General features: G+C 73.2%; 22 protein-coding genes. 10 read left to right on the forward strand and 12 right to left on the reverse strand.

From position 1 onward, the window contains the following. Window positions 1–17 precede the first annotated feature (17 nt). The 4 genes from FHX40_RS11555 to pgm form a co-directional block, all read right to left on the reverse strand. The gene (locus FHX40_RS11555) at window positions 18–731 is read right to left on the reverse strand and encodes a maleylpyruvate isomerase family mycothiol-dependent enzyme (protein WP_142259608.1); all 714 of its coding nucleotides are present in this window, start codon (window positions 729–731) and stop codon (window positions 18–20) included. 61 nt (window positions 732–792) lie between these two features. Continuing rightward, window positions 793–3,297 carry a glycoside hydrolase family 65 protein gene (locus FHX40_RS11560; RefSeq protein ID WP_229788204.1) on the reverse strand — a complete coding sequence of 835 codons (2,505 nt, stop codon included), beginning with the start codon at window positions 3,295–3,297 and terminating at the stop codon, window positions 793–795. A gap of 195 nt (window positions 3,298–3,492) precedes the next feature. Further along, on the reverse strand, window positions 3,493–4,605 hold the full coding sequence (locus FHX40_RS11565) for an NDMA-dependent alcohol dehydrogenase (RefSeq protein ID WP_142259609.1): 1,113 nt from the start codon (window positions 4,603–4,605) through the stop codon (window positions 3,493–3,495). 218 nt (window positions 4,606–4,823) lie between these two features. Continuing rightward, window positions 4,824–6,458, reverse strand: a complete 1,635-nt coding sequence (gene pgm, locus FHX40_RS11570; RefSeq protein WP_142259610.1) for a phosphoglucomutase (alpha-D-glucose-1,6-bisphosphate-dependent) — start codon at window positions 6,456–6,458, stop codon at window positions 4,824–4,826. A gap of 599 nt (window positions 6,459–7,057) precedes the next feature. Between pgm and FHX40_RS11575 the strand changes: the two genes are divergently transcribed. The 5 genes from FHX40_RS11575 (at window position 7,058) to FHX40_RS11595 (ending at window position 11,954) form a co-directional block, all read left to right on the forward strand. Next, a complete protein-coding gene (locus FHX40_RS11575; RefSeq protein ID WP_142259611.1) occupies window positions 7,058–8,359 on the forward strand; it encodes an extracellular solute-binding protein in 1,302 nt (433 codons plus the stop codon). Window positions 8,360–8,502: 143 nt separating this feature from the next. Then, window positions 8,503–9,411, forward strand: coding sequence for a carbohydrate ABC transporter permease (locus FHX40_RS11580; RefSeq protein WP_142259612.1), 909 nt, complete (start codon window positions 8,503–8,505; stop codon window positions 9,409–9,411). Next, a complete protein-coding gene (locus FHX40_RS11585; protein WP_142259613.1) occupies window positions 9,408–10,271 on the forward strand; it encodes a carbohydrate ABC transporter permease in 864 nt (287 codons plus the stop codon). Before FHX40_RS11580 ends, FHX40_RS11585 begins: the two co-directional genes overlap by 4 nt. 85 nt (window positions 10,272–10,356) lie before the next feature. Beyond that, complete coding sequence (locus FHX40_RS11590; protein WP_142259614.1) at window positions 10,357–11,109, forward strand: FadR/GntR family transcriptional regulator; 753 nt, start codon at window positions 10,357–10,359, stop codon at window positions 11,107–11,109. Window positions 11,110–11,171: 62 nt separating this feature from the next. Then, window positions 11,172–11,954 (forward strand): CPBP family intramembrane glutamic endopeptidase, encoded by a 783-nt coding sequence (locus tag FHX40_RS11595; protein ID WP_142259615.1) that lies wholly within the window; start codon window positions 11,172–11,174, stop codon window positions 11,952–11,954. Between the two features lie 435 nt (window positions 11,955–12,389). Here FHX40_RS11595 and FHX40_RS11600 read toward each other — a convergent pair whose 3' ends face one another. Both FHX40_RS11600 and FHX40_RS11605 read right to left on the reverse strand, forming a co-directional pair. Next, on the reverse strand, window positions 12,390–12,611 hold the full coding sequence (locus FHX40_RS11600; RefSeq protein WP_142259616.1) for a helix-turn-helix domain-containing protein: 222 nt from the start codon (window positions 12,609–12,611) through the stop codon (window positions 12,390–12,392). A gap of 3 nt (window positions 12,612–12,614) precedes the next feature. Next, window positions 12,615–13,130, reverse strand: a complete 516-nt coding sequence (locus tag FHX40_RS11605) for a DUF2975 domain-containing protein (protein ID WP_142259617.1) — start codon at window positions 13,128–13,130, stop codon at window positions 12,615–12,617. A gap of 253 nt (window positions 13,131–13,383) precedes the next feature. Here FHX40_RS11605 and FHX40_RS11610 point away from each other — a divergent pair, with 253 nt between their 5' ends. The 3 genes from FHX40_RS11610 (at window position 13,384) to FHX40_RS11620 (ending at window position 15,623) form a co-directional block, all read left to right on the forward strand. Beyond that, complete coding sequence (locus tag FHX40_RS11610; protein WP_142259618.1) at window positions 13,384–13,659, forward strand: DUF1876 domain-containing protein; 276 nt, start codon at window positions 13,384–13,386, stop codon at window positions 13,657–13,659. A gap of 138 nt (window positions 13,660–13,797) precedes the next feature. Next, window positions 13,798–14,580, forward strand: coding sequence for a ribonuclease HII (locus FHX40_RS11615; RefSeq protein ID WP_142261723.1), 783 nt, complete (start codon window positions 13,798–13,800; stop codon window positions 14,578–14,580). Between the two features lie 188 nt (window positions 14,581–14,768). Next, window positions 14,769–15,623 carry a universal stress protein gene (locus FHX40_RS11620; RefSeq protein ID WP_142259619.1) on the forward strand — a complete coding sequence of 285 codons (855 nt, stop codon included), beginning with the start codon at window positions 14,769–14,771 and terminating at the stop codon, window positions 15,621–15,623. A 52-nt stretch (window positions 15,624–15,675) separates the two neighbouring features. Here FHX40_RS11620 and FHX40_RS11625 read toward each other — a convergent pair whose 3' ends face one another. Next, window positions 15,676–16,467: an MBL fold metallo-hydrolase gene (locus FHX40_RS11625; protein WP_229788208.1), complete on the reverse strand. Its 792-nt coding sequence runs from the start codon at window positions 16,465–16,467 to the stop codon at window positions 15,676–15,678. A gap of 452 nt (window positions 16,468–16,919) precedes the next feature. Here FHX40_RS11625 and FHX40_RS11630 point away from each other — a divergent pair, with 452 nt between their 5' ends. After that, window positions 16,920–17,291, forward strand: coding sequence for a hypothetical protein (locus FHX40_RS11630; RefSeq protein WP_142259620.1), 372 nt, complete (start codon window positions 16,920–16,922; stop codon window positions 17,289–17,291). A gap of 30 nt (window positions 17,292–17,321) precedes the next feature. Here FHX40_RS11630 and FHX40_RS11635 read toward each other — a convergent pair whose 3' ends face one another. Continuing rightward, a complete protein-coding gene (locus FHX40_RS11635; protein ID WP_229788210.1) occupies window positions 17,322–20,252 on the reverse strand; it encodes an FAD-binding and (Fe-S)-binding domain-containing protein in 2,931 nt (976 codons plus the stop codon). A gap of 321 nt (window positions 20,253–20,573) precedes the next feature. On the opposite strand from FHX40_RS11635, the gene FHX40_RS11640 reads away from it, so the two are divergent. Beyond that, complete coding sequence (locus tag FHX40_RS11640) at window positions 20,574–21,548, forward strand: ABC transporter substrate-binding protein (RefSeq protein ID WP_142259621.1); 975 nt, start codon at window positions 20,574–20,576, stop codon at window positions 21,546–21,548. 65 nt (window positions 21,549–21,613) lie between these two features. On the opposite strand, the gene FHX40_RS11645 is transcribed toward FHX40_RS11640, so the two are convergent. From FHX40_RS11645 to FHX40_RS11660, 4 genes are read right to left on the reverse strand one after another with little or no spacing between them, the layout of a single operon-like run. Continuing rightward, on the reverse strand, window positions 21,614–22,645 hold the full coding sequence (locus FHX40_RS11645; protein WP_142259622.1) for a YihY/virulence factor BrkB family protein: 1,032 nt from the start codon (window positions 22,643–22,645) through the stop codon (window positions 21,614–21,616). Next, the gene (locus FHX40_RS11650) at window positions 22,611–22,949 is read right to left on the reverse strand and encodes a DUF4235 domain-containing protein (RefSeq protein ID WP_142261726.1); all 339 of its coding nucleotides are present in this window, start codon (window positions 22,947–22,949) and stop codon (window positions 22,611–22,613) included. The genes FHX40_RS11645 and FHX40_RS11650 overlap by 35 nt, the downstream gene beginning before the upstream one ends. A gap of 2 nt (window positions 22,950–22,951) precedes the next feature. Next, complete coding sequence (locus FHX40_RS11655; protein WP_142259623.1) at window positions 22,952–23,956, reverse strand: DUF3618 domain-containing protein; 1,005 nt, start codon at window positions 23,954–23,956, stop codon at window positions 22,952–22,954. Then, window positions 23,953–24,390 carry a phage holin family protein gene (locus tag FHX40_RS11660; RefSeq protein WP_142259624.1) on the reverse strand — a complete coding sequence of 146 codons (438 nt, stop codon included), beginning with the start codon at window positions 24,388–24,390 and terminating at the stop codon, window positions 23,953–23,955. The genes FHX40_RS11655 and FHX40_RS11660 overlap by 4 nt, the downstream gene beginning before the upstream one ends. Window positions 24,391–24,604 lie beyond the last annotated feature (214 nt).

Consider the following 24,604-nt stretch of genomic DNA (forward strand, 5'->3'; position numbering starts at 1 on the left):
CCCCGGGCGGGGCGGTTTCAGGCGAGCACGCGCAGCACCGCGGCGAGCTCGGCGGGAACGGCGCCGCCGGGCAGCCGGCCGACCGTCGCCTCCACGAACATCTGCGGGCTGAGCAGCACCTCGTGCCCGGCGCCGCGCACCAGCACCCCGCCGTCGGCGGACTCCACGCGGACCGCGGCGCCCCGCTCGGCGAGGGCGAACATCCCGACGCGGGTCCGCCAGTGCAGCCGCCCCTCGCGCTCCTCCTCCGCGACCGGCGCCCCCACGTCGTCGGCGTGCGTGGCGTACTCGGAGTCGTAGTGGAAGGTCTGCAGCCCCACCGGGTACGGCCCGACCGAGGTCGGCAGCAGGGCGTCCCGCCCGAGCTCGCGCATGCGCCGCCGGGTCTCGGCGTTCTTCTCCCGCCACTCGGCCAGCACCCGCTCCACGGGCAGGCCGCGCCGCCGCCGTACGCACCAGTCGTTGAACGCGTCGTACCCGCCGGTGACGCCCTCCCGCTCCAGTCGCGCGAACAGCTCCTCCAGCTCGTCGTCGAGGCAGGCGTGGTTGTACAGCTCCTCCCCCGCCAAGTGGGCGAGCACGTCCCGCACCGACCAGCCCCGGCACCGGGAGGGGCGGGCCCAGCCCTCCTCGTCGAGGGTGGCGAAGTACGCGTCGAGCCGGGCCGCCTCGGCGTCGAAGATGGCGAAGGGGTCGAGGTCGGCCAGCGTCCTGCCGGATACGTCCCTCATGACCCGTCCGCTACCCGGCGGCACCCCGCTCACGCCACCGGCGCGACCGGCCCGATCCGGCTCAGGACCCGGCCTCCTGTACGGCCCCGCGCCGCCGCGGCTCGCGGCCGGGCGGCTGGGCGGGCCGCGGGTGGTGGGGCGCGGGCGGGATCGGCCGGCGCACCTCGCGCGGGCCGAGGATGAACCGCTCGCCGTGGTGCCCGATCTCGTACGGCTCGCCCTCGACCAGCTCGTAGACCGCCTCCTGCGGGGTCACCGTGACCCGGATGAGCCGCCCCCGGTAGCGCACCCGGAAGGCGAGCCGGGTGATCGCCGACGGCAGCCGGGGCGCGAAGTCGAGCCGCCCCCGGCTTGCCCGCATGCCGCCGAAGCCCTGCACCGCGGCGATCCAGCCTCCGGCGAGCGAGGCCATGTGCAGCCCGTCGCGGGTGTTGCGGTGCAGGTCGTGCAGGTCGGTGAGCGCGGCCTCGCCCAGGTAGTCGTGGGCGAGCTCGAGGTGCCCGACCTCGGCCGCGATCACCGCCTGGGTGCCCGCGGACAGCGAGGAGTCGCGCACGGTGATCGGCTCGTAGTAGGCGAAGTTCCGCACCTTCTGCTCGAAGGTGAACGCCTCCCCGCACACGTGCATGGCGAGCACGAGGTCGGCCTGCTTCACCACCTGCTTGCGGTACAGGTCGAAGTAGGGGAAGTTCAGCAGCAGCGGGTACTGGTCGGGCTTGGTCTGCTCGAAGTCCCACACCGCGTGGTCGGTGAACCCCTCGCTCTGCGGGTGCACCTGCCGCAGCTCGTCGTAGGGGATGTACATCGAGTCGGCGGCCTGCCGCCACGACTCGATCTCGGTGGGGGTGACGTCGAGGTCGGCCGCGACGTCGGGGTGCCGCTCGGCCACGTCCGCGGCCCCGCGCAGGTTCCGCTGCGCCATGAGGTTGGTGTAGACGTTGTTGTCCGCGAGCGCGCTGTACTCGTCCGGCCCGGTCACCCCGTCGATGCGGAACCGTCCCTGGGCGTCGTAGTGGCCGAGGCCGCGCCACAGCCGGGCGGTCTGCACCAGCAGCTCCAGGCCGGTCTCCCGCTCGAACCGCACGTCCTCGGTGGCGTCCACGTAGCGGAGCACCGCGTCGGCGATGTCCGCGCCGATGTGGAACGCGGCGGTGCCCGCCGGCCAGTACCCGGAGCACTCCTGGCCGCGGATGGTACGCCACGGGAAGGCGGCCCCCGGCAGCCCGAGCTGGCGGGCGCGCTCGGCGGCGAGCGGGAGCGTCATCTGCCGCCAGCGCAGCACGTCGGCCGCCGCGGACGGCCGGGTGTAGGTGAGCACGGGCAGCACGAACGACTCGGTGTCCCAGAAGGTGTGGCCGTCGTAGCCGGTGCCGGTGAGGCCCTTGGCGGCGATCGGGCGGCGCTCGGCGCGCGCCCCGGCCTGCAGGATGTGGAACAGGCCGAACCGCACCGCCTGCTGCACCTCGTCGTCGCCCTCGATCTCGACGTCGGCCCCGGCCCAGAACTCGTCGAGGAACGCCCGCTGCTCGGCGAGCAGGCCCTCCCAGCCGGTGCGCTTCGCCCCGGCGAGGGCGGCCACCACCTGGTCGTGCAGGGCGGGCCGGGACCGCTGGCTCGACCAGCCGTAGGCGACGAACTTCACCAGGCGCAGCCGTTCCCCCGGCCGCAGCACGCAGGCGATGGTGACCCGGCCCACGTCCTCGGTGCTCTCCACCTCGACCGCGGTGGGGGCAGGGCTGTCGATCACATGGTCCATGCCGGCGGCGACGCGCAGCCCGCTCACCTTGGTGCGGTGCACCATGATCACGCCGGCCCGCCGGGCCACGTGCTCCTCGCAGACCAGCGGCGACTCCAGGGCGGCGGCGACGCGTGGGTCCTTGCCGGGCTGGGGCAGCGACTCGTTCGCCACCAGCGCGGACTGGACCACGAGCCGCAGCGGCTTGCCGATCGGCTCGACCTCGTAGCAGATCGCGGCCACGGCGCGCTGGGTGAGCGACACCAGCCGGGTGGAGCGCACCCGCACGGTGTCGTCGGCCGGCGAGGTCCAGGTCATGTCCCGGAACAGGGTGCCGGCGCGCATGTCGAGCACCCGCTCGTGGGAGTGGAGCGTGCCGTACCGCACGTCGAGGGGCTCGTCGTCGACGAGCAGCCGGATCAGCTTGCCGTTGGTGACGTTGATGATGGTCTGCCCGGACTCGGGGTAGCCGTAGCCCGCCTCGGCGTACGGCAGGGGCCGGATCTCGTAGACCGAGTTGAGGTAGGTGCCGGGCAGGCCGTGCGGGTCGCCCTCGTCGAGGTTGCCGCGCAGGCCGATGTGCCCGTTGGAGAGCGCGAACACCGACTCGCTCTGGGCGAGCGTGTTGAGGTCGAGCTCGGTCTCCCGCACGCACCACGGCTCCACCGTGAACGGCGACCCCGGGTGCCGCCGGATCTCCCCCCGGGCGGCCGCATCCCCGGACCGTGCCGTGTCCGTCGACGCGGCGTCCAACGCGGCGTCCAACGCGGTGTTCGACACAGTGTTCGACACGGTGTTCGAACCGGCGTCCTTCGCCCAGCCGTCGCGCACCGATCCTCCCCCTCCGCCGGGGCACCGGACCTGCCAGGCCCTGGGTTGGTCTCCCCCTCCAGGCCTACTGTGCCAGGTCCGGTGCCCGGTCGCGGCGGTTCTCCCGAATCGCGTGTTTCTCCCGCGGCACGGGCGCGGTGGCCCGTGGCGGTACCCGGGCCCGCGGCCGCGGGCCCGGGGCGACGGCCGGGACGGTCAGTCGTCGAAGCGGATCAGGCCGCGGATGTTCTTGCCCTCCATCATGTCCGCGTAGCCCTGGTTGATCTCCTCGAGCGTGTAGGTCCGGGTGATCATCTCGTCGAGCAGGATGTCGCCCTTGCGGTACAGCTCGAGCAGCTTGGGGATGTCGGCACGCGGGTTGGCGCCGCCGAACAGGCCGCCGCGCAGCTGCTTCTGGAAGAAGGTGAGGTCGTGCAGCTTGAGGCTGACCTGCTCCTCGTAGTGCGGGGCGACGGCGGTGACCACGGCCCGGCCGTTCTTGGCGACCAGCGACATGAGCGGGCCGATGTGCGCGCCGCGGGCCACGCCGACGGTGAGGATGGCGACGTCGGCGAGCTGGCCGCGGGTGAGCTCGACGAGCGGCTCGAGGGCCGCCTCCATGCTCTCGGCGACGTGGGTGGCGCCGAGCTTGAGGGCCATCTCCCGCTTCCACGGCACCGGGTCGATCGCCATGATGTACTTCGCCCCGGCGTGCCGCGCGCCCTGCAGCGCGGCCGCGCCGATGCCGCCGATGCCGACCACGACCACGGTGTCGCCGGGCCGGGTCTCGCCCAGGTAGACCGCCGAGCCCCAGCCGGTGGTGACGCCGCAGCCGACCAGCGCCGCCTTGTCGAGCGGGATGTCGTCGTCGATCTTCACCACGGACGTCTCGTGCACCACGCAGTACGGGCTGAAGGTGCCGAGGATGCACATGGTGCTGACGTCCTGGCCGCGGGCGTGGATGCGGAAGCCGCCGCCGATCTCCTCGCCGATCATCAGGTAGGCGCCGAGGTCGCACAGGTTCGAGTGGCCGGTCGCGCACCACCGGCAGCGGCCGCAGGCGGGCACGAACATCAGCACCACGTGGTCGCCCGGCTTCACCGTGGTGACCGCGCTCCCGACCGCCTCGACCACGCCGGCGCCCTCGTGCCCGCCGACCATGGGCAGCCGGACCTGCAGGTCACCGGTGCGCACGTGGTCGTCGCTGTGGCACAGGCCGCTGGCGGCGAGCTTCACCCGCACCTCGTGCGGGCCCGGATCGTCGAGCTCGACCTCCTCGACGCTCCAGTCCGAGCCGTACTCCCACAGCACCGCTGCCTTGGTCTTCATGCTCATCCCTCCGGCTTCGTGCGCAAGCGCCTCAGCGGGCATGCCGGACCGCGCCGCGGCCCGGCCGTAGGCGAACCGCGTTCGGTTCACGGTGCCCGCCATCATCGCCGCTCAGATCACCGGCGGACAAGAGGCAAATCACCGTACGGGAAATATTCCGGAAATATGCCTCCAATCCTGACCTTTCTCTGCGAAAGGCTCGGCCGTGGAACCCGCCCTCAGAGGGCGGCCGCGACCACCTCGCGCGCCTCCTGCTGCACCCGGGCGAGGTGGTCCGGGCCGAGGAAGGACTCGGCGTAGATCTTGTAGACGTCCTCGGTGCCGGAGGGGCGGGCGGCGAACCAGGCGTTCTCGGTGCAGACCTTGATGCCGCCGATCGGGGCGCCGTTGCCCGGGGCCGTGGTGAGCACCGCGGTGATCGGCTCCCCGGCGAGCGTGCCGGCCGTGACGTCCGCCGCGGACAGCCGCGCCAGCCGGGCCTTCTCCTCCCGGGTGGCGGGCGCGTCGACGCGGGCGTACGCGGGCTCGCCGTGCCGTTCGGTCAGCCGCCGGTACTGGACGCTCGGCGACTCGCCGGTGACCGCGATGATCTCGGCGGCGAGCAGCGCGAGCAGGATGCCGTCCTTGTCGGTGGTCCAGACCGAGCCGTCGCGGCGCAGGAACGAGGCCCCGGCGCTCTCCTCGCCGCCGAACCCGAGCGACCCGTCGAGCAGGCCGGACACGAACCACTTGAACCCGACGGGCACCTCGACCAGCCGCCGCCCGAGCTCGGCCGCGACCCGGTCGATCATGCCGCTGCTCACCAGCGTCTTGCCGACCGCGGCCGCGGCGGGCCACTGCGCCCGGTGGGTGAACAGGTACGAGATCGCCACGGCGAGGAAGTGGTTGGGGTTCATCAGCCCGCCGTCGGGGGTGACGATGCCGTGCCGGTCGGCGTCGGCGTCGTTGCCGGTCGCCACCTGATACGCCTCCCGGCCGGCGATGAGCGAGGCCATCGCGTACGGCGAGGAGCAGTCCATGCGGATCCGGCCGTCCCAGTCGAGGGTCATGAACCGCCAGGTCGGGTCGACCTCGGGGTTGATCACGGTGAGGTCGAGCCGGTGGCGCTCGGCGATCTCCCCCCAGTAGCGCACGCTCGCCCCGCCGAGCGGGTCGGCGCCGATGCGCACCCCGGCGGCGCGGATCGCGTCCAGGTCGAGCGCGGCGGGCAGGTCGTCGACGTACGCGCCGAGGAAGTCGTAGCCGCCGGTGGTGTCGGCCTTGAGCGCCCGCTCGTACGGCATGCGGCGGACCTCCTTCAGGCCGCCCGCGATCAGCTCGTTGGCCCGGTTCTGGATCCAGGAGGTGGCGTCGGTGTCGGCCGGCCCGCCGGTGGGCGGGTTGTACTTGAACCCGCCGTCGGTGGGCGGGTTGTGCGACGGCGTCACCACCACGCCGTCGGCGAGGCCGGCGGTCCGGCCCCGGTTGTGGGTGAGGATCGCGTGGGACAGCGCGGGGGTGGGCGTGTAGCCGCCCGCGGCGTCGACGAGCACGGTGACCCCGTTGGCGGCGAACACCTCCAGCGCGGTGGCCCGCGCGGGCTCGGACAGCGCGTGGGTGTCGGCGCCGAGGAAGAGCGGGCCGGTCACCCCCTGCATCGCGCGGTACTCGCAGATCGCCTGGCTGGTGGCGAGGATGTGGTCCTCGTTGAAGGAGGCGGTCAGCGAAGAGCCCCGGTGCCCGGAGGTGCCGAACGCCACCCGCTGCTCGGGTACGGCGGGATCGGGATGCAGGGTGTAGTAGGCGGTGACGAGACGGGCCACGTCCACCAGGTCCGCGGGCTGGGCGGGCCGTCCGGCACGCTCGTGCGCCATCGAAACTCCTCCACGCCGGTTCTCGGGGGTCCTCCGCGCCCGGGTCGCGGTGGCGGAGGATCGGGCTGGACAGCTGTGCAAGCACCGTAGCGGGTCGCGGCGGGGCCGGGCCGCGTGCCGCGCTCTGGCTTCCTTCCCCAGTGTGCGGTGATCCACTCGCCCGGGTTCGCGGGCGGCCTCACCGACCCATGAAGTTCATACCTCTTTATTACCTTTGTCGCTTTTATCGTTGGACGACCGGCGCACGCCGGCCGAGGACCGCCGCGTCCGCGGGCGCCCGGAGGCCGGGCCGGGCGCCTGCGCACCCCTCCCCCATCGCCGCAGGCCGCGGGCATCGGAACCCGCGTTCGGCACGAAAATTTGCGTTGCCTGGTAACAGCTCTACAACGGGGCGTTGACCTTGCGGAAACGCGACTGTAGCGTCAGCGGCGACATCAGAAACTATCGGAATCCTTCCGAAAGTTTCAGAGCGGACTTTCGGGCCCATCCGTCCCCCAACCACATAGAGAGCCTCACCCGCGAGGAACCGTCCGGCACCCCGGAGCACAGCCCGGAGTCCTAGCCGGTTCCTCGATGGGCACGTGAGGAAGGAGAATGCGATGAGGTGGCGTCGGCGCGGTATCGCGCTGTTGGCGGCGGCCTCGATGCTGGTGCTCACCGGCTGTGGTGGCGACAGCGGTGACTCCGGCGGCGGGCAGTCGTCCGGCGGTCAGGTGACCATCGACTTCTGGCACATCGGCACCCAGGAGCCGTTCCGGTCGCTCCGGGTGAAGCAGGCCAAGGAGTTCGAACAGGCCCACCCGAACGTGAAGATCAACGTTCAGGCCATCGAGAACGACGCCTTCAAGTCGAAGATGACCACGGTCTCCCAGACGGGTGACCTGCCGGACATCTTCCACAGCTGGGGCGGCGGCGTGCTCAAGCAGCAGATCGACGCCGGCCTGGTGAAGGACATCACCAACGACATCTCCTCCTGGTCCGACACCCTGACCCGCAGCTCGCTGGTGCCGTACACCTTCGACGACAAGATCTACGGCGTGCCGTTCAGCGCGGGCATGGTGGGCTTCTGGTACAACAAGAAGCTCTTTGCGGAGGCCGGCATCGAGAAGCCCCCGGCCACCTGGTCGGAGCTCCTCGACGCGGTCAAGAAGCTCAAGGCCAAGAACATCACGCCGATCGCCCTCGCCGGCGCCGAGTCCTGGACCGGCCACTTCTACTGGGCGTACCTGGTGCTGCGGATCGGCGGCCTCGAGGCGCTGAAGCAGGCCCAGGAGACCCGCGACTTCAGCGGCGACGCCTTCGTCCAGGCGGGCCAGAAGCTGAAGGAGCTCGTCGAGCTGGAGCCGTTCCAGAAGGGCTTCCTCGCGGCCAAGTACAACACCCCCGACGGCCAGGCCGCCACGGTGGGCAACGGCAAGGCCGCCATGGAGCTGATGGGCCAGTGGGCGCCGAGCGTCCAGAAGGAGACGTCCGGCAAGGGCCTCGGTGAGGACCTCGGGTTCTTCCCGTTCCCGGCGGTCGACGACGCTCCGAACGGTGACGCGAACGCGAACATCGCGTTCGGCGGCGCCGACGGCTACGCGGTCGCGGCGGACGCCCCGCCGGAGGCGATCGAGTTCCTCAAGTCCATCTCCACCCTCGAGTCGCAGAAGGAGCTCGCCGCCCAGGGCGTGATCCAGCCGGTGGTGAAGGGCGCCGAGGAGGCCCTCGAGGACCCGAACCTCCGCCAGCTCGGCGAGGTCCTGGCGAGCGCGTCCGGCTTCCAGCTCTACCTCGACCAGGCCTTCCCGCCGGAGGTCGGCAACCAGGTGAACGACAGCGTGGCCGCGCTGATCGCGGGTAAGGCGACGCCCGAGGAGGTCGCGCAGGCCATCACCAAGACGGCGAAGGAAGCCGAGTAACCCGCGTGGTCGGAATCCGCAGAGGGGCGGGCGGGCGCCAGGACACCCGCCCGCTCCCCGCAGAACAACACCCGCAGCGGTCGGCGTCCCCCTCCACGGGGGGCGCCGACCTCCGGTCGGAACGTCGCCGCCGACGGGCGGGAATGTGGCTGACCATCGTCCTGTTCCTGCTCCCGGGCCTGGTCCTGTTCGGGCTGCTGGTCCTGCTGCCGATCCTGATCGCCGGCTACCTCAGCTTCTTCAAGTGGAACGGCCTGGGCGGTCTGCCCGAGCCGGGCAGCGATCGGTTCATCGGGCTGCAGAACTTCGAGCGCCTGCTCAGCGACGAGATCTTCATGGGCGATCTGCGCCACATGGTGATCCTGATCGTCCTGTCGCTGCTGATCCAGCTGCCCCTGTCGCTCGGCCTCGCCCTGCTGCTCAACCAGAAGATGCGCGGCCGGGCGATCTACCGGACCATCTTCTTCGCGCCCTACGTGCTCTCCGAGGTGATCACCGGTGTGCTGTTCACCATGGTGTTCTCTCCTGAGCACGGGCTCGTCAACAGCCTGCTCACCGCGATCGGGCTGGAGGGCGCGGCCGCGGAGTGGCTCGCCGACCCGGACACGGTGCTCTACTCGCTGTTCGCGGTCATCACCTGGAAGTACTTCGGCTTCCACATGATCCTCTACCTGGCGGGCCGGCAGGGCATCCCGAACGAGCTGCTCGAGGCCGCCGCGATCGACGGCGCGAACGCCTGGCGGCAGTTCTGGCACGTGACACTGCCGCTGCTCGGGCCGACGATCCGGATGAGCGTCTTCCTGTCCATCATCGGCACCATCCAGCTCTTCGACCTGGTGTGGGTGCTCACCCGCGGCGGCCCGGTGCACGCCTCGGAGACGATGGCGGTCACCATGTACATCTTCGGCTTCGAGCGCAACCAGTTCGGTTACGCCAGCGCGATCAGCGTGGCCATGTTCCTCATCAGCCTCGTCTTCGCGCTGGGCTACCAGCGCTGGGTGATGAGGCGGGACACCGAAGGAGCGATCACCACGATGCGAGACCAGCGATGAGCGCCGCGACTCACGCCCGGCCGGCGGGCCCCGGCAGGAGGAAGCTGATCCGGTCGACCGTCCTGCACGCCACGGTCATCGCGCTCGGCGCCTTCATCGTGGTGCCGATCGTCTACGGCGTCCTGGGCGGGTTCAAGGACACCGGCCAGCTGTCCACCAACCCCTTCGGGCTGCCCGACCCGTGGAACTTCCAGAACTACGCCGACATCCTCAAGTCGTCGTTCTTCTGGCGTCCGCTGCTCAACAGCACGTTCATCGCGATCGCCACGGCGCTGCTCGTGGTCGCGGTCTCGGCGATGGCGGCGTTCATCTTCGCCCGCTTCGCCTTCCGCGGCCGGGAGCTGCTGTTCACCCTGTTCGCGACCGGGCTGATGTTCCCGTTCGCGGTGGCGATCCTGCCGCTGTTCGTGCTGCTGCGGATGCTCGGCCTGCTCGACAACCCGCTCGGCGTCATCCTGCCGCAGGCCGCGTTCGGCATGCCGATGACGATCATCATCCTGCGGACGTTCTTCCGGTCGATCCCCCGTGAGGTGGAGGAGGCGGCCACGCTCGACGGGTGCAGCGCCTTCGGCTTCTTCTGGCGCATCCTGCTGCCGATGGCGCGCCCGGCGATCGCCACGGTGTCCGTGATCGCGATCGTGACGAGCTGGAACAACTTCTTCCTGCCGCTGGTCGTGTTCAACGACGTCGACTGGTGGACGATCCCGCTCGGCGTGCAGCAGTTCAACGGTCAGTACACCGAGGACACCGCCCGCGTGCTGGCCTACGTGGTGCTGGCGATGGTCCCGGCGCTCGCGTTCTACTCGATCGCCGAGCGCCAGCTCATCGGCGGCCTGACCGCAGGCGCCACCAAGGGCTGACGACAGGCGGCGGGCGGGCCCCGCGCCGGGCCCGCCCGCCGTACCGCTTAGGCGAGCCCGTCCCGAGAGTGGAAGCCCCTCGACCATGAGCGAACCCCGACAGGCGGCGCACACTCCGCCGTGGGCGCGGCGGACCGAGAAGGTCTCCGTCGTCGTCGCGCGGGAGATCGTGCGCGACATCGTCCGGCAGCGCCTGGCGCCGGGCAGCACGCTGGAGCCCGAGGGCGCGATGCTCCGGCGGTACCGGGTCGCCCGCGCCTCCCTCCGCGAGGCGCTGCGCATCCTGGAGACCCACGGGCTCATCCGGATCAAGCCCGGGCCGGGCGGCGGCCCGGTCGTGGCCGAGGTCGACAGTGGCGATTTCGGCCGCATGGCGAGCATGTTCTTCCAGGCCCTCGGCGTGCGGATCGCCGAGCTCGTGGACACCCGGCTGATCCTCGAGCCGCTGCTCACCCGGCTCGCGGCCGAGCGGCGCGACCCGGAGTGGGACCAGCGGCTGCGCGCGGCGGTGCAGGCCGGGTTCGACGCCTCCGACGCCGACGAGTGGGCCCGGGCCGCCCAGGGCTTCCACTCCCTCATCCTCTCCATGGCGGGCAACCGGCCGCTCAACCTCATGGCGCTCGCGGTGCGGGACATCCTCGCCGACCGGCTCGCCGGCCTCGTCTACGCCGACCTCAACCGGGAGGAGACGCGGCGGGTGCACGCGGCGATCGCCGAGGCGATCCTCGCGGGCGACGCCGACAAGGCCGAGCGTCTCATGCGCGAGCACATGCACGACTACGCCGACACGGTCGCGGTGCACTCCGGGCTGCTCGCCGAGACCGTCGACTGGCGCTGAGGTCCCGCCCGCCGGGCCGTACGGCTCCGCGCGGCCGTCGCCCGCCCACTACGCTCCCTGGCATGCCCACCCGCCGCCTAGAGATCGACACGACCCTCCCCGGCCCCCGGCTGCTCGGGGCCGAAATCCTCGTGGTCTTCGCGGTGTCGCTCGGCGCCTCCGCGCTGTTCTCGCTGATCCGGCTGATCGGCGCGCTCACCGCGCCGCGCGCCCTGCAGGGGCAGCAGGCCGTACTGGTCGGCTCGCGCGCCCCCGGGCGGCCCTGGCTCGACCTCGCCCTGCAGCTCGCGGACATCGCGGTCTCGGTCGCGCCGGTGGCGCTCGTCGCCTACCTGCTCGCCCGCTCCGGCGAGTCGCTGCGCACGATCGGGGTGGACCTGCGCGAGCCGGGCCGCGACCTGCTCCGCGGGGCGGGCCTCGCCGCGCTCGTCGGCGGCACCGGGCTCGCCTTCTACCTCGCGGTGTGGGCCGCGGGGGTGAACCTCACCGTGGTGCCGGGCGCCCTCCCCGACGTGTGGTGGCGCATCCCCGTGCTGCTGCTCGCCGCCGCGGAGAACGGCGTGCTGGAGGAGGTGATCGTCTGCGGCTACCTGCTGCACCGCCTCGGCCAGCTCGGCTGGAGCCCGGTGCGCTCGGTGGCGGTCTCCTCCGTGATCCGCGGCGCGTACCACCTCTACCAGGGGTTCGGCGGCTTCGTCGGGAACGTGGTGATGGGGCTGCTGTTCGGCTGGCTCTACCTGCGGTGGCGGCGCGCGATGCCGCTCGTGGTGGCGCACACGCTGATCGACGCGGTGGCATTCGTCGGCTACGCCCTGTTGCGCGGCAAGGTGAGCTGGCTGCCCTGACACGCCCGCGAGGAAAACGGCCGCCTGTCCTTTTCATCCGGCTATCTTCATCGGATTTCGAGCCATTCGCTTTATCTCCATTTACTTCTTTTTTCGGGTATTACCAGCCATGGGAGCGCTCCCAATAATGCGCACGCGTTCTCTCCCCGTCCGCCGATGGGGCAGGCGGTGATGGCGTGCCGCGCCCGCTCCGTCCGGCCCGCGGCCGGCTCCCGGACGGCAGCTCGCCGAGGCCGCCGGGCAGACCGCGCCGCAGACGGTCCTCGAGACCGGGCTGGCGGTGGTGCGCGACGGCGTCACCATCGTCGGCTCGGGCCAGGCCGGGCGGCCCGGCCCGACCGGCACGGGCCACACGTGTCGCGGGGTGGGAGGCCGCTCGGCCGCCCACCCCGCGTGCCGTCGGCTGCGCGCGGACCGCCGGTGTGGCGGCCCGGCTCACTCGCCCACGGCGCCGTCGGGCTCCCAGCGCAGCAGGTCCCCCGGCTGGCACTCGAGCACCTCGCAGAGCTTGGCGAGCGTGGTGAAGCGCACCGCCTTGGCCCGGCCGTTCTTGAGCACCGCGAGGTTGGCGGGGGTGATGCCGACGCGTTCCGCGAGCTCCCCCACGGACATCTTCCGCTTGGCCAGCATCACGTCGATGTCGACGACGATCGGCATCGGTCAGATCACCCCGTCCAGCTCGGCCCTCATCCGCTCGGCCTCGACGTCGAGGGCGATCGCCTGGGCGAGCAGCATCCGGAGCACGAGCACGATGAGCGCGACCCCCAGGAGTCCCACGGAGACCCCGCAGATGAGCAGGACGATGCCCGGTGCCACGGCGTCCTCCGGGACCCGATGGTTGGCGCTCGCCAGGAAGGCCGCGAGGGCGAACACCAGGACGGCGGCCGCCACGAAGGCCCCGATCACGATGTGCACGTACCGGAACGCGCCGGGGGAGAACACCGTGCCGCGCCGCACCATCGTCACCAGCCTCCACACGCAGACCATGACGACCTCGGCCGCCACGAGGCCGAGGAAGAAGATCAGGACGATCGGGATGCGCAGGTACGCCAGTTCCGGTGGGAGTTCCTCCAGGTCGGTGGCGAGGAGCGGCACGATCATCGCCTGCACGAGCACCGCCCCGGCGAGCAGCGTCCCGAGCACGACCCGCAGCGCCAGCACCGCCAGCTGTCCCATCTCTCCTCCTATCGTAAGTCGATAGGAACCTATCGAATCTCGATAGATCGAGCAAGGGCCGTCCCCAGGTATCCCTCCTGCGCCGTGGTGGTGATCGGCCCGCTCCGGAATCTCGGTGCGGCAGGTGAGTTCGCGTCGCCGGGGGGCAGTCGAAGGGCGCACGGCAACGATGTGCGCCCCGGTGCGGCACGGCCAGGCCCGCGACGGGGCCGTGCCGATGGCTTCGGGCGCGATTCCGGGGGAGGGTCCGCACATGGACACCAAGCGGTGGAGCATGGAGATCGAGATCACGGAGGAAGGGAACGAGACGTTCGCACGCGCGGTGCTGTTCAGCAGGGACAAGGAGCATCTGATCGGCGTGGGCCAGGCCCGCCGGAACCCGGCCGACCCGATGGTGCACGAGATCGGCGACGAGCTCGCCGTCGCCCGCGCGCTCGCCGACCTGGCGAGCAAGCTGCTGACCGCCGCGTCGTCCGACGTCGCGAAGGCGACGGGCTCGCGCGAGCCCGTCCACCTGTCCCTCGTCTGACCCCGTCCCGGGCCGCCGGCCGCAGCAGCCGCCGGGCGGCGGCCCGGGTACGGCCGTCCTCGGGTTTCCCGCATCGGCCGCCGCCGCAGGCCGTACGCTTCGGCGGTGACGCGATCGAGGGTGCGGGGAGGCGATGCGATGGAGGACCACGGCGACGTGCTGCCCGGCACGGCCCCGGCGGGGGCCGCATCGGCGGAGGCCGGCGGTACGGCACGGCGCGCCGCTGACGGCGGCATCGAGCGGGAGCTGCACGCGGCCGGCGCGGAGTGGGTGGCCGGCGTGGACGAGGTGGGGCGCGGCGCCTGGGCCGGGCCGGTGGTGGTGTGCGCCGCCCTCGCGATGCCGGGCCCGCCGGCGCCGCCCGAGCTGCCGGGGCGGGGCGGGCGGCCGGTCCGGCTCACCGACTCCAAGCTGCTCACCGCGGCGCACCGGGCCGCGTTCGCCGAGGTCCTGCCGGGCTGGCTCGCCGGGTACGCGATCGGCGAGTCGGGGCCGGAGGAGATCGACGAGGTGGGGATGACCGAGGCGCTGCGCCGGGCCGCGCACCGCGCGCTCGAGGCCCTGCCGTACCGGCCCGACGCGGTCATCCTCGACGGCCGCCACGACTTCCTCGGCGTGCCCTGGCGGGTGCGGTGCGTGGTGGGGGCGGACCGGCGGTCGGTGACCGTGGCCGCGGCCTCGGTGCTCGCCAAGGTGCACCGGGACCGGCTCATGGCCGGCCTCGCCCCCGAGCACCCCGCCTTCGGCTTCGACGCCAACGCGGGTTACCCGTCCCCCGAGCACCGCCGTGCCCTCGAGGAGCTGGGCCCCACCCCGCACCACCGGCTGTCCTGGTCCTACCTCGACGACCTGCCGCGCTGGCGGCACCTGCGGAAACGCCGCGACCCCCTCGCCGGCTCCGGGCAGCTCACCCTGCTGTGACCGCGCGGCCGGCCCGCCCGCGCGGGTGAGCCCGCGGTCTGGCCGGGCAGCACGAGAGGCATGGCCCGGCGCGGGCCTCGCGGCCACGCCGGGCGCCCGGCGGCCGGAAGGGGGTCGATGACGATGACCGCGGAGCGGGAACCGGACGGCACGCCCGAGGGTGTGCCGCGGGTGGCGCGGAGGCCGGCATGGTGACCTCGCGCGCCCCGGCGAAACCGGTCGTGGTCGGGGTCGACGACACCCAGCACGCGCTGGTCGCCGCCGCGTGGGCGGGACAGGAGGCGGTGGTGCACCGGGCGCCGCTGCGGGTGGTGCACGCGGTCGCCCGGTTCCCCATCGGCCTCGTCCGGGCGGACGCGGACGGCGCGGCGGAGTCCCTGCTGCGCGAGGCCGCCCTGCGCGCCCGGGCCGGACGGCCCCGGCTCGAGGTGACCACCGAGGTGGCGCCGGGACCGGCCGAGGACGCGCTGTGCGAGCGCGCCGCGGAGGCGCGGCTCCTCGTCGTGGGCGGCCGCCGCCTCGGGCCGCTCGCCCGGCTGGTGCTCGGCTCGGTGAGCCGGTACCTGGTCACGCACGCGCCCTGCCCGGTCGTGGTGGTCGGGGCCTACCCGAACCCGCCGCACGGCCGCATCGTGGTGGGGGTGAGCGGCGAGCCCGGCCAGGATGCGGTGCTCGACTTCGCGTTCGCCGAGGCGTCCGCCCGCCGCTGCCCGCTGCTCGCCGTACACGCCTGGTCCCATCCGGTGTCGCGGGCGCCCGGGGACATGCTGCCGCTGCTGTACGACGTCGAGCAGGTCGGCCAGGAGGAGGCGCGGCTGCTCGCCGAGGTGATCGCGGGCCGTGCCGAGCGGTTCTGCGACGTGACGGTCGAGGAGCGCTGCCTGCGGCACAGCGCCGCCGGGGCGCTGCTCGACGCCTCCACCGATGCGGACCTCGTGGTGGTCGGCATGCGGGCGGGCCGGATCATCGGCCACATCCTGGGCTCCACGGCGCACGCGGTGCTGCGGCACTCGCGCTGCCCGGTGGCGGTGGTCCGGCACTGAGCCCGGCGCCGGGCCCGGGTACGGCCTCAGGCCGCGGCGGCCGGGCGGCGGATCAGGCGACGGCCCCGCTCCGGGGCGCCCATCCGGCCAGGTCGACGAAGGGCTCGGCGAAGTGCGCGGGGGCGATCACGCCGCCGCGGGCGCGCACGCGCTCGAGCACCTCGATCCGGGTGCGCACGGCCTGCTCGGGGTCGTCGTCGTAGCAGTAGGTCACCGCCGGGTTGGCGAGCTGCACCGGGTGGTGGAGCAGGTCGGCGGTGATGGTGAGGTCGCCGACCTCCACGATCTGGTGGCCGGGGGTGTGCCCGGGGGCGAGGTGCACCCGTACGCCGGGGATCACCTCCGCCGAGCCGTCGACGATCTGCAGGACGGCGGCGAGGGGGCGGAGCAGGGTGTCACGGGCCCGGTCGTCGGCGGCGTCGGCCTCGGCGCGCTGCACCAGGTGGCGGGCGTTGGGGAAGGCGGGGCCGTGCTCGCCGACCGCGCCGCCGTAGTGGTCGCTGTGCAGGTGGGTGAGCACGACCACGTCGATGTCGCCGGGCGCGACGCCGAGCTCGGCGAGCCGGGCGGGCAGGGCGCCGGGTACCGGGGCCCACCACGCCGCGGGCGAGTCGTGGCCGCCCACGCCGGTGTCCACGAGCACCAGGCGGCCGTGCGCGCGCAGCAGGTGGACGTGGAAGTGGAGGATCCACTCGGTGGTCGGCAGTCCCGTCCAGTCGTCCGGGCGCGCGTTGCGGAAGGTCTCCTCGACGGGGCGGCGCAGCGGTTCGCCCATCGGCCCGACCGCGTCGCAGATCGGGATGACGTCGACCCCGGCCACCACCCGTGCCTCGCAGTGGTCCATCGCGCCATTCTCCCACAGGCGAAAGCGACACAAAACGCGAAATAGGGGTAGTGCCCACAAGTTCCCCATGTGCCGACATTCGGGGCAACATGAATTAATTTCCTGATTTCGCAAAAGTGAGCAATTATGCGCTGACGGCAGAAAATCCGGATATCAAGGTGTTCATTCCTCTATCTCCGGCACGGGGCGTTCACCGGAGCCCCACTACCGTGGGGCGGGTCTTCCCACGAGGAGCGGATCGCGCTGCCGTCCCACGCCGTTTCGCCGGGCGACGGGATTTCCGCGACGTGGTCCCGGCCCGGCGAACGGCGGTGCGGTCCCGGCGGCGGGCGCCGGCGTGCCCGGCGGCCCGCGCCGATTCGCTCCGCCCGTCCCCTCACGCGGACGGGTGCCGTCCCACCCCGGCCAGCCGGCCGGGGCCACCCGACTACGTCGAGAACTGGAGAGATCCCATGGCCGGCCTGGACGCCTCGCTCAAGGAGATGATGGCGATCGACGGCGCGATCGGCGCCGCCGTCGTGGACTACAACAGCGGCATGGCGCTCGGCTTCCTCGGCGGCGACAAGGACCTCGACCTGCAGGTCGCCGCCGCCGGCAACACCGAGGTGGTCAAGGCGAAGCTGCGCACCATGGACTCGCTGCGGCTCACCGACCACATCGAGGACATCCTGATCACGCTCGGCACCCAGTACCACGTGATCCGCCCGGTGTCCGGCCGCAGCGGCCAGGGCCTGTTCCTCTACGTCGCCCTCGACCGCAACCGCGCCAACCTCGCCCTCGCCCGCCATCGCCTCAAGCAGATCGAGGAGCGGCTGGAGATCTGACCGGCGCCCGCGCGGTACGGCCCGCCCGGCTCACCGGCCGGGCCGCGCCGGCGCCGCCGCGGTCCGCCCGTCCGCGAGCAGCTCGGCGAGGTGCAGCGCGCGCACCCCGGCGAGCTGGGAGATCTGGGTGCGGCAGGAGAACCCGTCGGCGAGCACGACGGCGTCCTCCCCCGCCTCGCGGATCGCGGGCAGCAGCTGCGTCTCGGCGATCGCGACCGAGACCTCGTAGTGGCCGCGCTCCATCCCGAAGTTGCCCGCCAGGCCGCAGCAGCCGCCCACCGCGCGCACCGTCGCGCCCGCGCGGGCGAGCAGCGCCCGGTCGGCCTCCCAGCCGAGCACCGCGTGGTGGTGGCAGTGCGGCTGCGCCACGACGGTGAGCCCGCTCAGGTCGGGCGGCGTCCAGCCGGGCAGCCCGGACAGGAACTCGGCGAGCGTCGCCACCGGGGGGATCGGCGCGTCGAGCAGCTCGGCGGCGTCGGAGCGGAGCACGGCCGCGCACGACGGCTCGAGCGCGACGATCGGCACCTGGTCGCGCGCGTACGGCGCGAGCGCGGCGACGGCCCGGCCGAGGATGCGGCGGGCGGCGTCGAGCTGGCCGGTGGAGATCCAGGTCAGCCCGCAGCAGACCGGCCGGTCGAGCACCCGTACCGCGAAGCCCGCGCCGGCGAGCACCCGGATCGCGGCGTGCGCCACGTCCGGCGCGAAGTGGTCGGTGAACGAGTCCACCCACAGCAGCACCGGCGGCCCGTCCCCGGCCACGGCCCCGCCCCGGCGGCCGCGCGCCCGGCGCAGCGAGCGGCGGAACGGCCGCTCGGCGAAGCGGGGCAGCGGGCGGTGCGGGTCGATGCCGCCGAGCCGCCGCACGGCCGCCGCCACCGGCCCGATCCCGAGCAGCCGGTTGACCGCGCGCGGCGCGAGCGCGGCGAGCCGGGACCAGCGGGGCAGCCACCCCATGCTGTAGTGGCTGAGCGGGCGGAGCCGGCCCCGGTAGCTCTGGTGGAGCACCTCGGCCTTGTAGGTGGCCATGTCCACCCCGGTCGGGCAGTCCGCGGCGCAGCCCTTGCACGCCAGGCACAGGTCGAGCACCTCGCGCACCTCCGGGGCGCGCAGCCCGCCGGGCAGCGCCCCGTTGATCGCCTCCTGCAGCACGCGGGCCCGGCCCCGGGTGGTGTCCTTCTCGTCCCGGGTCGCCACGTACGAGGGGCACATCACCTGCCCGGCCCCCGGGGCGGGGATCCGGCACTTGCCGACGCCGGTGCAGCGGTGCACGGCCGCGGCGAGGTCGCCGCCGTCGTGCCGGTACCGGAACGCGACGGGGTGGCGCACCACGGGCGGCGGGCTGAGCCGCAGGTCGCGGTCGAGCGGGGCGGGCCGTACGATCACGCCGGGGTTGAGCACGTCGCCGGGGTCGAACGCGGCCTTCACCGCGGCGAACAGGTCGATCGCCTCGGCCGAGTACATCAGCGGCAGCAGCTCGCCGCGGGCCCGCCCGTCCCCGTGCTCCCCCGACATCGAGCCGCCGTGCGCGGCCACCAGCCGGGCCGCGTCCAGCAGGAACGCGCGGAACGCCTGCGGCCCGTCCTGGCGGTGGAACGGGAAGTCGATGCGTACGTGCAGGCAGCCGTCGCCGAAGTGCCCGTACGGCACGCCGGACAGGCCGTGCTGGTCGAGCAGCTCGTCGAACTCGCGCAGGTAGCCGCCGAGCCGCTCGGGCGGCACGGCCGCGTCCTCCCAGCCGGCGTGCGCGGGCCTGCCCTCGAAGCTGCGGGCGGCGAGCCCGGCCCCGTCCTCCCGGATCCGCCAGATCGCGGCGGCCTGCCCGGGGTCGTCGAGCACGAGCGACTCCAGGGCGCCCACGCCGCGCACCGCCTCGGCCGCCGCCTTCGCCTCCTGCGGGGTGGCGCCGCCGAACTCGACGAGCAGCCAGCCCTCGCCGCGTGGCAGCGGCGGCACCGCGGCGCCGCCCCGCCGGGTGCGCACCACGCCGACCAGGCGCGCGTCGATGCCCTCGATCGCGATCGGCCGGTACGCGAGCAGCGCGGGCACCGCGTCCGCGGCCGACGGCATGTCCGGGTAGCCGAGCACGAGCAGCACCCGGTGCGCGGGCGCCTCGACCAGCCGCACCCGCGCCTCGAGCAGCACGCCCCAGGTGCCCTCGCTCCCCACGAACGCCCGCGCCGGGGCGAACCGCTCCGGCAGCAGGTGCTCGAGCGCGTACCCCGAGATCTGCCGGGGGAACCGGCCGAACTCGGTGCGGGCCACCGCGAGGCCGCGTGCCATCACCCGCCGCACCTCGGCGAGCGTGCCCTCCGCCGCGGCCCCGTCGTCCCCGGCCTCGCGCAGCACCAGGTGCTCGCCGTTCCCGGCGAGCACGTCGAGCTCGACCACGTTGTCCGAGGTGCGGCCGTAGGCGAGCGCGCGGGACCCGCACGCGTTGTTGCCGATCATCCCGCCGATCGTGCACCGGGCGTGGGTGGACGGGTCCGGCCCGAACCGCAGGCCGTACGGCGCGGCCGCGCGCTGCAGCGTGCCGAGCACCGCGCCGGGCTCCACCACCGCGGTCCGGGTCTCCGGGTCCACCGACCGCACCGCGTTCATGTGCCGGGAGAAGTCGAGCACGAGCCCGGGCCCGACCGCGTTGCCCGCGATCGAGGTGCCCGCGCCGCGGGCGGTGAGCGGCACCCCGGCCTCCCGGCACACCCGGAGCGCGGCCGCGACCTCCTCCGCGTCGCGGGGGAAGGCGACGGCGGCGGGCGGCACCCGGTACAGGGACGCGTCGGAGGAGTACTCGGCCCGGCGGCGGGCCGAGACGTCGACCTCGCGGACGCCGGCCGCGCGCAGCGCCCGTGCCAGTTCCTCGGGGGTCAGCGCGATCCCTCCCCCGTGCCGGCGGGGGCCGCGGGATGCGCCGCGGCGGCGTCCCGGCGTCCGGCGCCGCGCGGTGCACAGGGGTAGCGGCAAGTCACGAGTCCAATTCTGCACGTGGCGTCCGCGTGGACCGGACGCGGCCTCCGCGTATCGACCTTCGGGGCATGTTGCCGTGACTGTGACATAAGGGGCGTAGGGTGGTGCCGCGGATAAGCCCTCCTGATCGGCGCCGGATCGCGCCGTACGGGCCGCACCCGTCGCTTTTCAGATTGAGAGGTGCTGAATCCCACTACAGTGAACCCTGCGGCGAAAGCCCTGAAAGAGGGTCATATACCCCAATTCATACGCTACGATCCACCCGTTTCCCCGGTATAGGTCCTGTTGGATGGCACAACGCGTGGCTCTGGAGGCCTCGTGAGACTTACTCGCTACGTCATCGGCGTCCTGGTCTGCACCCTGGTGGCGGTCGCAGGGTGTAGCGGCGACTCGGACGAGGCGCCCGCCGCCGATCTCGAGAAGACGCAGCTCACCGTCGGCACGATGGCGGTCGTGGACGCCGCGCCGCTGGAGATCGCGGTACGTCGCGGCCTGTTCAAGGCCGAGGGCCTCGACGTCAAGCTCAAGACGGTCTCCGGTGCCGCGGAGGCGATGCCGCAGCTGAAGAACGGCCAGCTCGACATCAGCCTCGGCGCGTACATCCCCTTCATCAACGCGGTCGGCAGCGGCGAGTACGACCTGAAGATCGTGGCGGAGGGCTCCCGAAGCGCGCCGGGCACCCACACGATCATGGTGCCGCCGAACAGCCCGATCCGCACCCCGGCGGACCTGAAGGGGAAGAAGATCGGGGTCAACACCAAGTACAGCGCCGCCTCCATGGTCGTGCGTGCCGCGGCCAAGGTGCACGGCGTGACCCTGAGCGAGGAGAAGAACTTCGTCCAGATCCCGCCGCCGGAGTTCCAGAACGCGCTCATGACCGGCAAGGTCCACGCGATCCAGGCGATCGAGCCGTTCACCACGATCATCGCGCAGGCGACCGGGGCGCAGATCATCTACGACACCTCGCAGGGGGCGACGCGCGAGTTCCCGATCGCCGGGTACGCCGCGACGACCGAGTGGACGAAGAAGTACCCCAAGACCCTCGCGGCCTTCCAGCGCGCGCTCGCCAAGGGGCATGACCTCGCCAACGACCGGGCGATCGTCGCCGAGACGATCCCGCAGTACACGACGATCAAGCCCGACCTCGCCCGTGCCGTGAGCCTGAGCATCTACTCGAGCCCGGTGAACCCGACCCGAATCCAGCGCATCCTCGACAACATGCGCGAGTTCGACCTGATGCAGGGCAACGTCAAGCTCGAGCAGATCCTGGTCGACGGGGCCAAGTCCAAGTAGGACCGCACGGGCGGCGGCGCGCCCGCCGCCCGCCGGGGCCGCCGGCACGGACGCCGCGGCAGGGGTCAGCGACCGCGTTCGGCCGCTGTGCTCCCCGCCGCGGCGTCCGTGCTTCCCGCCCCGGGGATCTTGCGGGTGTCGCGGAGTTCCACGTACGGCTCGGCGTCCGGCGGATGGCCCCGCGCGATCCGCCGCGCCCGCTCCAGCTCGGCGTTGAACTCGGCGCCGAGCAGGATCGCCATGTTGCCGATCCACAGCCAGACGAGGAAGATGATCACGGCGGCGAGGCTGCCGTAGATCTTGTTGTACGAGCCGAAGTTCGCCACGTAGAGCGCGAACAGCGCCGAGGCGGCGAGCCACAGCAGCAGGGCGAGCAGCCCGCCGGGATTGATCCACCTGAAGCGCCGCCGCGCGTTCGGCGCCGCCCAGTACAGCAGCGCGAGCAGCAGGCTGACCGCCAGCAGGATCACCGGCCACTTGGCGAGGTCCCAGACCGCCACGGCCTGCGGGCCGAGCCCGAGCAGCTCCCCGGCGAACCGGGCCACCGGACCGGAGATCACCACGACGACCGCGAGCAGGGCGAGCAGCACGAGCGTCACCAGGGTGATCCCGAGCCGCAGCGGCATGACCTTCCAGATCGGCCGCCCCTCGGGCACGTCCCAGATGACGTTCGACGCGCGCATGAACGCCGCCACGTAGCGCGACGCCGACCAGACCGCGGCGGCGAAGCCGCCGAGGGCGACGAGGCCCGCCCCGAGCCGGGCGCTCTGCAGCTCGTTGAGCGCGCCGGTGAGCACTTCCCGCACCTCGCCGGGCACGAGCGCGCCGACCTCGTTGATCACCGACTGGGACAGCGACTCGCCGCCGAGCCCGACGAGGGACACCACCACGAGGATCCCAGGGAACAGCGACAGCACCGAGTAGTAGGTGAGCGCCGCCGCCCAGTCCGGCAGGTTGTCCTCCTTGAACTCCCGCAGGGTGCGCCGGGCGGCCTCCCGCCAGCGACCGGTCCGCGAGGCCGGGCGCGAAGGTTGCGGGTCGCCGCCGGTGGTCACCCCGGCCTCACCGGCCCTTACGGCCGACCGGAACCCTCTCACGCGTCCTCCGCACCGCGGCCTCGGTGCGGGTCGTGCCGGTGGTACGGCCCGCCGTGTGGCTGTGCCTGACGAGGTCCTTGTGCGCGCCCTGCGCGGCGAGCCGGCGGGTGGCCGCCTTGACCAGGCCGTACACCGCGCCCTGGGCCCCGGCGGCGAGCAGCACCTCGCGCCAGCCCCGGTCGAGGTCGCGGGCGTCCGGCGCGTGCTCCTCGCCGCGGGTCCTGGTCCACAGGCGGTTGAACAGCTTCACCGCCACCATGCCGCCGAGCAGACTGACCACGAGCGACAGCATCCGGTACAGCATGCTCACAGCCACCCCCCTCGACGGCGGCCGCCTGCGGCGCGGACGCCGCCCTGCACGAGACGGCCGGGGGTGACGCGACGGGCGCGACGCGGGGTGAAGATCCCATGCCCCGACCGTATATGGAGCCCCGGGGCGATGCGGTGGGAACCGCTCAGCACGCCCGGCCGCCTCCCCACGCCCGGGAGCACGCCCGGCGGGAGGATTCCGCGCCCGGTCCGGACGTCCAGCCCAGGGGCGATACGGCGCGTACCGCCGAACATGCCCGACCTGCGCGGACGACGGCCCATGCCCGGCGAGAACAGGCCACGCCCCGACCGCACGTGCAGCCCGGGAGCGATGCGGCGCGTGCCGCCCGGCATGCCCCGCCGCCTCCCCATGCGCCGGGCCAGGCCCGGCGAGAGCACGCCACGGCCGGTGTGCACCTCCAGGCCGGGGGCGATGTGACGGGTGCCGCCGATCAGGTACCGGGTGGTGGTGCCGAACCGGCCGCGCGTGCCGCGGGCGAGGCCCTCGGCGAGCCCCACGCCCCGCCGCGCCATCATCCCGGTCGCCCCGGTCTGCCGGCCGTACAGCAGCAGCCCGAGCAGCGCGAGCCCGGCGCCCACGGCGACGATCATGCCGCCGCGGCGCGCGGCGCGCTCGTGCTCGGCGATCTGCGCGCCCCGGCTCGTGACCCGGCGGATCCTCGCCTTGCCGATGCGCCCCGCCCGGTTCTCCGCCGGGTGCAGCAGGTGCTGCGCCCGGGCGGCGGCGGTGCTCACCACGCTCTGCGCGACGCCCTTCGCCTGTGCCCTGACGTCGGTCTTGGCGGCGAGCGCGGCCACGGTCTCCCCGAGCTCGTGGCGGGTGCGCTCGATCTCCTCGCGCAGGCTCTCCGGCGAGTCGTCGTACCTGCGTTCGATCTCCTCGGCGGTGCCGGTGACCGGCGTGTCCGGGACGGACGCCGTCCGCTCCTCGGTGGTGGCGGCGCCGGTCCCCGTGCCGCGGTTGGTTCCGCGCGTCGTCATCGATGTGCCCTTTCCTTGATCTCCCGGATGTCCTGCAGGGCGCTGTCGAGCGCCTGCCGGGGCACGGGCGGCCCGGCCTGGCCGACCCGCCTGCGGCCGGCGAGGGCGAGCACGGCGGCCACCACCAGCAGGGCGACGCCCACGATGAGCGCCGCGAGCCACACGGGAACGGCGAGCGCGAGCCCGGCGATCACCGCGGTGACGATGGCCGCCACGCCGAGCAGCGCCACCACCCCCGCGCCGCCGAACAGGCCCGCGCCGACCCCGGCCTGTTTCCCCTTCTCCTTCATCTCGACCGCGGCGAGCCGGAGCTCCGCGCGGATCAGGCCGGACATCTGCTCCGTCGCCTGCCGGACCAGGTCGCCGACGCCCTGCTCGGATGCCCGCGGCGTCGTCTCCACCCGGCCATCCGCGGCCGGTCGTGTCGTCGTCATCGCCGTTCATCCCCTTCCACGGGCTCGCCGTTCGTCCTGCCACCCCGGCGGGCGGGCGGTACGGCCCGGCCCGCACCTGAGGTGAGGTGATTACCCGTTCCCCCAGGCACCGGCCTAAACGCCGGTGCGGCGGCCGGCACGGGCCCGGGCGCATTCCGTTTCCGCCACCCCGGCCGAAAACTCGGCAAAAGTACACAAATGAGGACACAGCGGA

This window comes from Thermopolyspora flexuosa (assembly GCF_006716785.1).
Taxonomy (GTDB): Bacteria; Actinomycetota; Actinomycetes; order Streptosporangiales; family Streptosporangiaceae; genus Thermopolyspora; species Thermopolyspora flexuosa.

Coding starts and splice junctions, on each gene's coding strand:
- FHX40_RS11655 (WP_142259623.1), bottom strand. CDS start 23,956: ATGACGACGCGCGGAACCAACCGCGGCACGGGGACCGGCGCCGCCACC.
- FHX40_RS11605 (WP_142259617.1), bottom strand. CDS start 13,130: ATGGGACAGCTGGCGGTGCTGGCGCTGCGGGTCGTGCTCGGGACGCTG.
- FHX40_RS11555 (WP_142259608.1), bottom strand. CDS start 731: ATGAGGGACGTATCCGGCAGGACGCTGGCCGACCTCGACCCCTTCGCC.
- FHX40_RS11625 (WP_229788208.1), bottom strand. CDS start 16,467: ATGGACCACTGCGAGGCACGGGTGGTGGCCGGGGTCGACGTCATCCCG.
- FHX40_RS11575 (WP_142259611.1), top strand. CDS start 7,058: ATGAGGTGGCGTCGGCGCGGTATCGCGCTGTTGGCGGCGGCCTCGATG.
- FHX40_RS11650 (WP_142261726.1), bottom strand. CDS start 22,949: ATGCTGTACCGGATGCTGTCGCTCGTGGTCAGTCTGCTCGGCGGCATG.
- FHX40_RS11590 (WP_142259614.1), top strand. CDS start 10,357: ATGAGCGAACCCCGACAGGCGGCGCACACTCCGCCGTGGGCGCGGCGG.
- FHX40_RS11620 (WP_142259619.1), top strand. CDS start 14,769: ATGGTGACCTCGCGCGCCCCGGCGAAACCGGTCGTGGTCGGGGTCGAC.
- FHX40_RS11595 (WP_142259615.1), top strand. CDS start 11,172: ATGCCCACCCGCCGCCTAGAGATCGACACGACCCTCCCCGGCCCCCGG.
- FHX40_RS11565 (WP_142259609.1), bottom strand. CDS start 4,605: ATGAAGACCAAGGCAGCGGTGCTGTGGGAGTACGGCTCGGACTGGAGC.
- FHX40_RS11580 (WP_142259612.1), top strand. CDS start 8,503: ATGTGGCTGACCATCGTCCTGTTCCTGCTCCCGGGCCTGGTCCTGTTC.
- FHX40_RS11615 (WP_142261723.1), top strand. CDS start 13,798: ATGGAGGACCACGGCGACGTGCTGCCCGGCACGGCCCCGGCGGGGGCC.
- FHX40_RS11610 (WP_142259618.1), top strand. CDS start 13,384: ATGGACACCAAGCGGTGGAGCATGGAGATCGAGATCACGGAGGAAGGG.
- FHX40_RS11660 (WP_142259624.1), bottom strand. CDS start 24,390: ATGACGACGACACGACCGGCCGCGGATGGCCGGGTGGAGACGACGCCG.
- FHX40_RS11585 (WP_142259613.1), top strand. CDS start 9,408: ATGAGCGCCGCGACTCACGCCCGGCCGGCGGGCCCCGGCAGGAGGAAG.
- FHX40_RS11600 (WP_142259616.1), bottom strand. CDS start 12,611: ATGCCGATCGTCGTCGACATCGACGTGATGCTGGCCAAGCGGAAGATG.
- FHX40_RS11630 (WP_142259620.1), top strand. CDS start 16,920: ATGGCCGGCCTGGACGCCTCGCTCAAGGAGATGATGGCGATCGACGGC.
- pgm (WP_142259610.1), bottom strand. CDS start 6,458: ATGGCGCACGAGCGTGCCGGACGGCCCGCCCAGCCCGCGGACCTGGTG.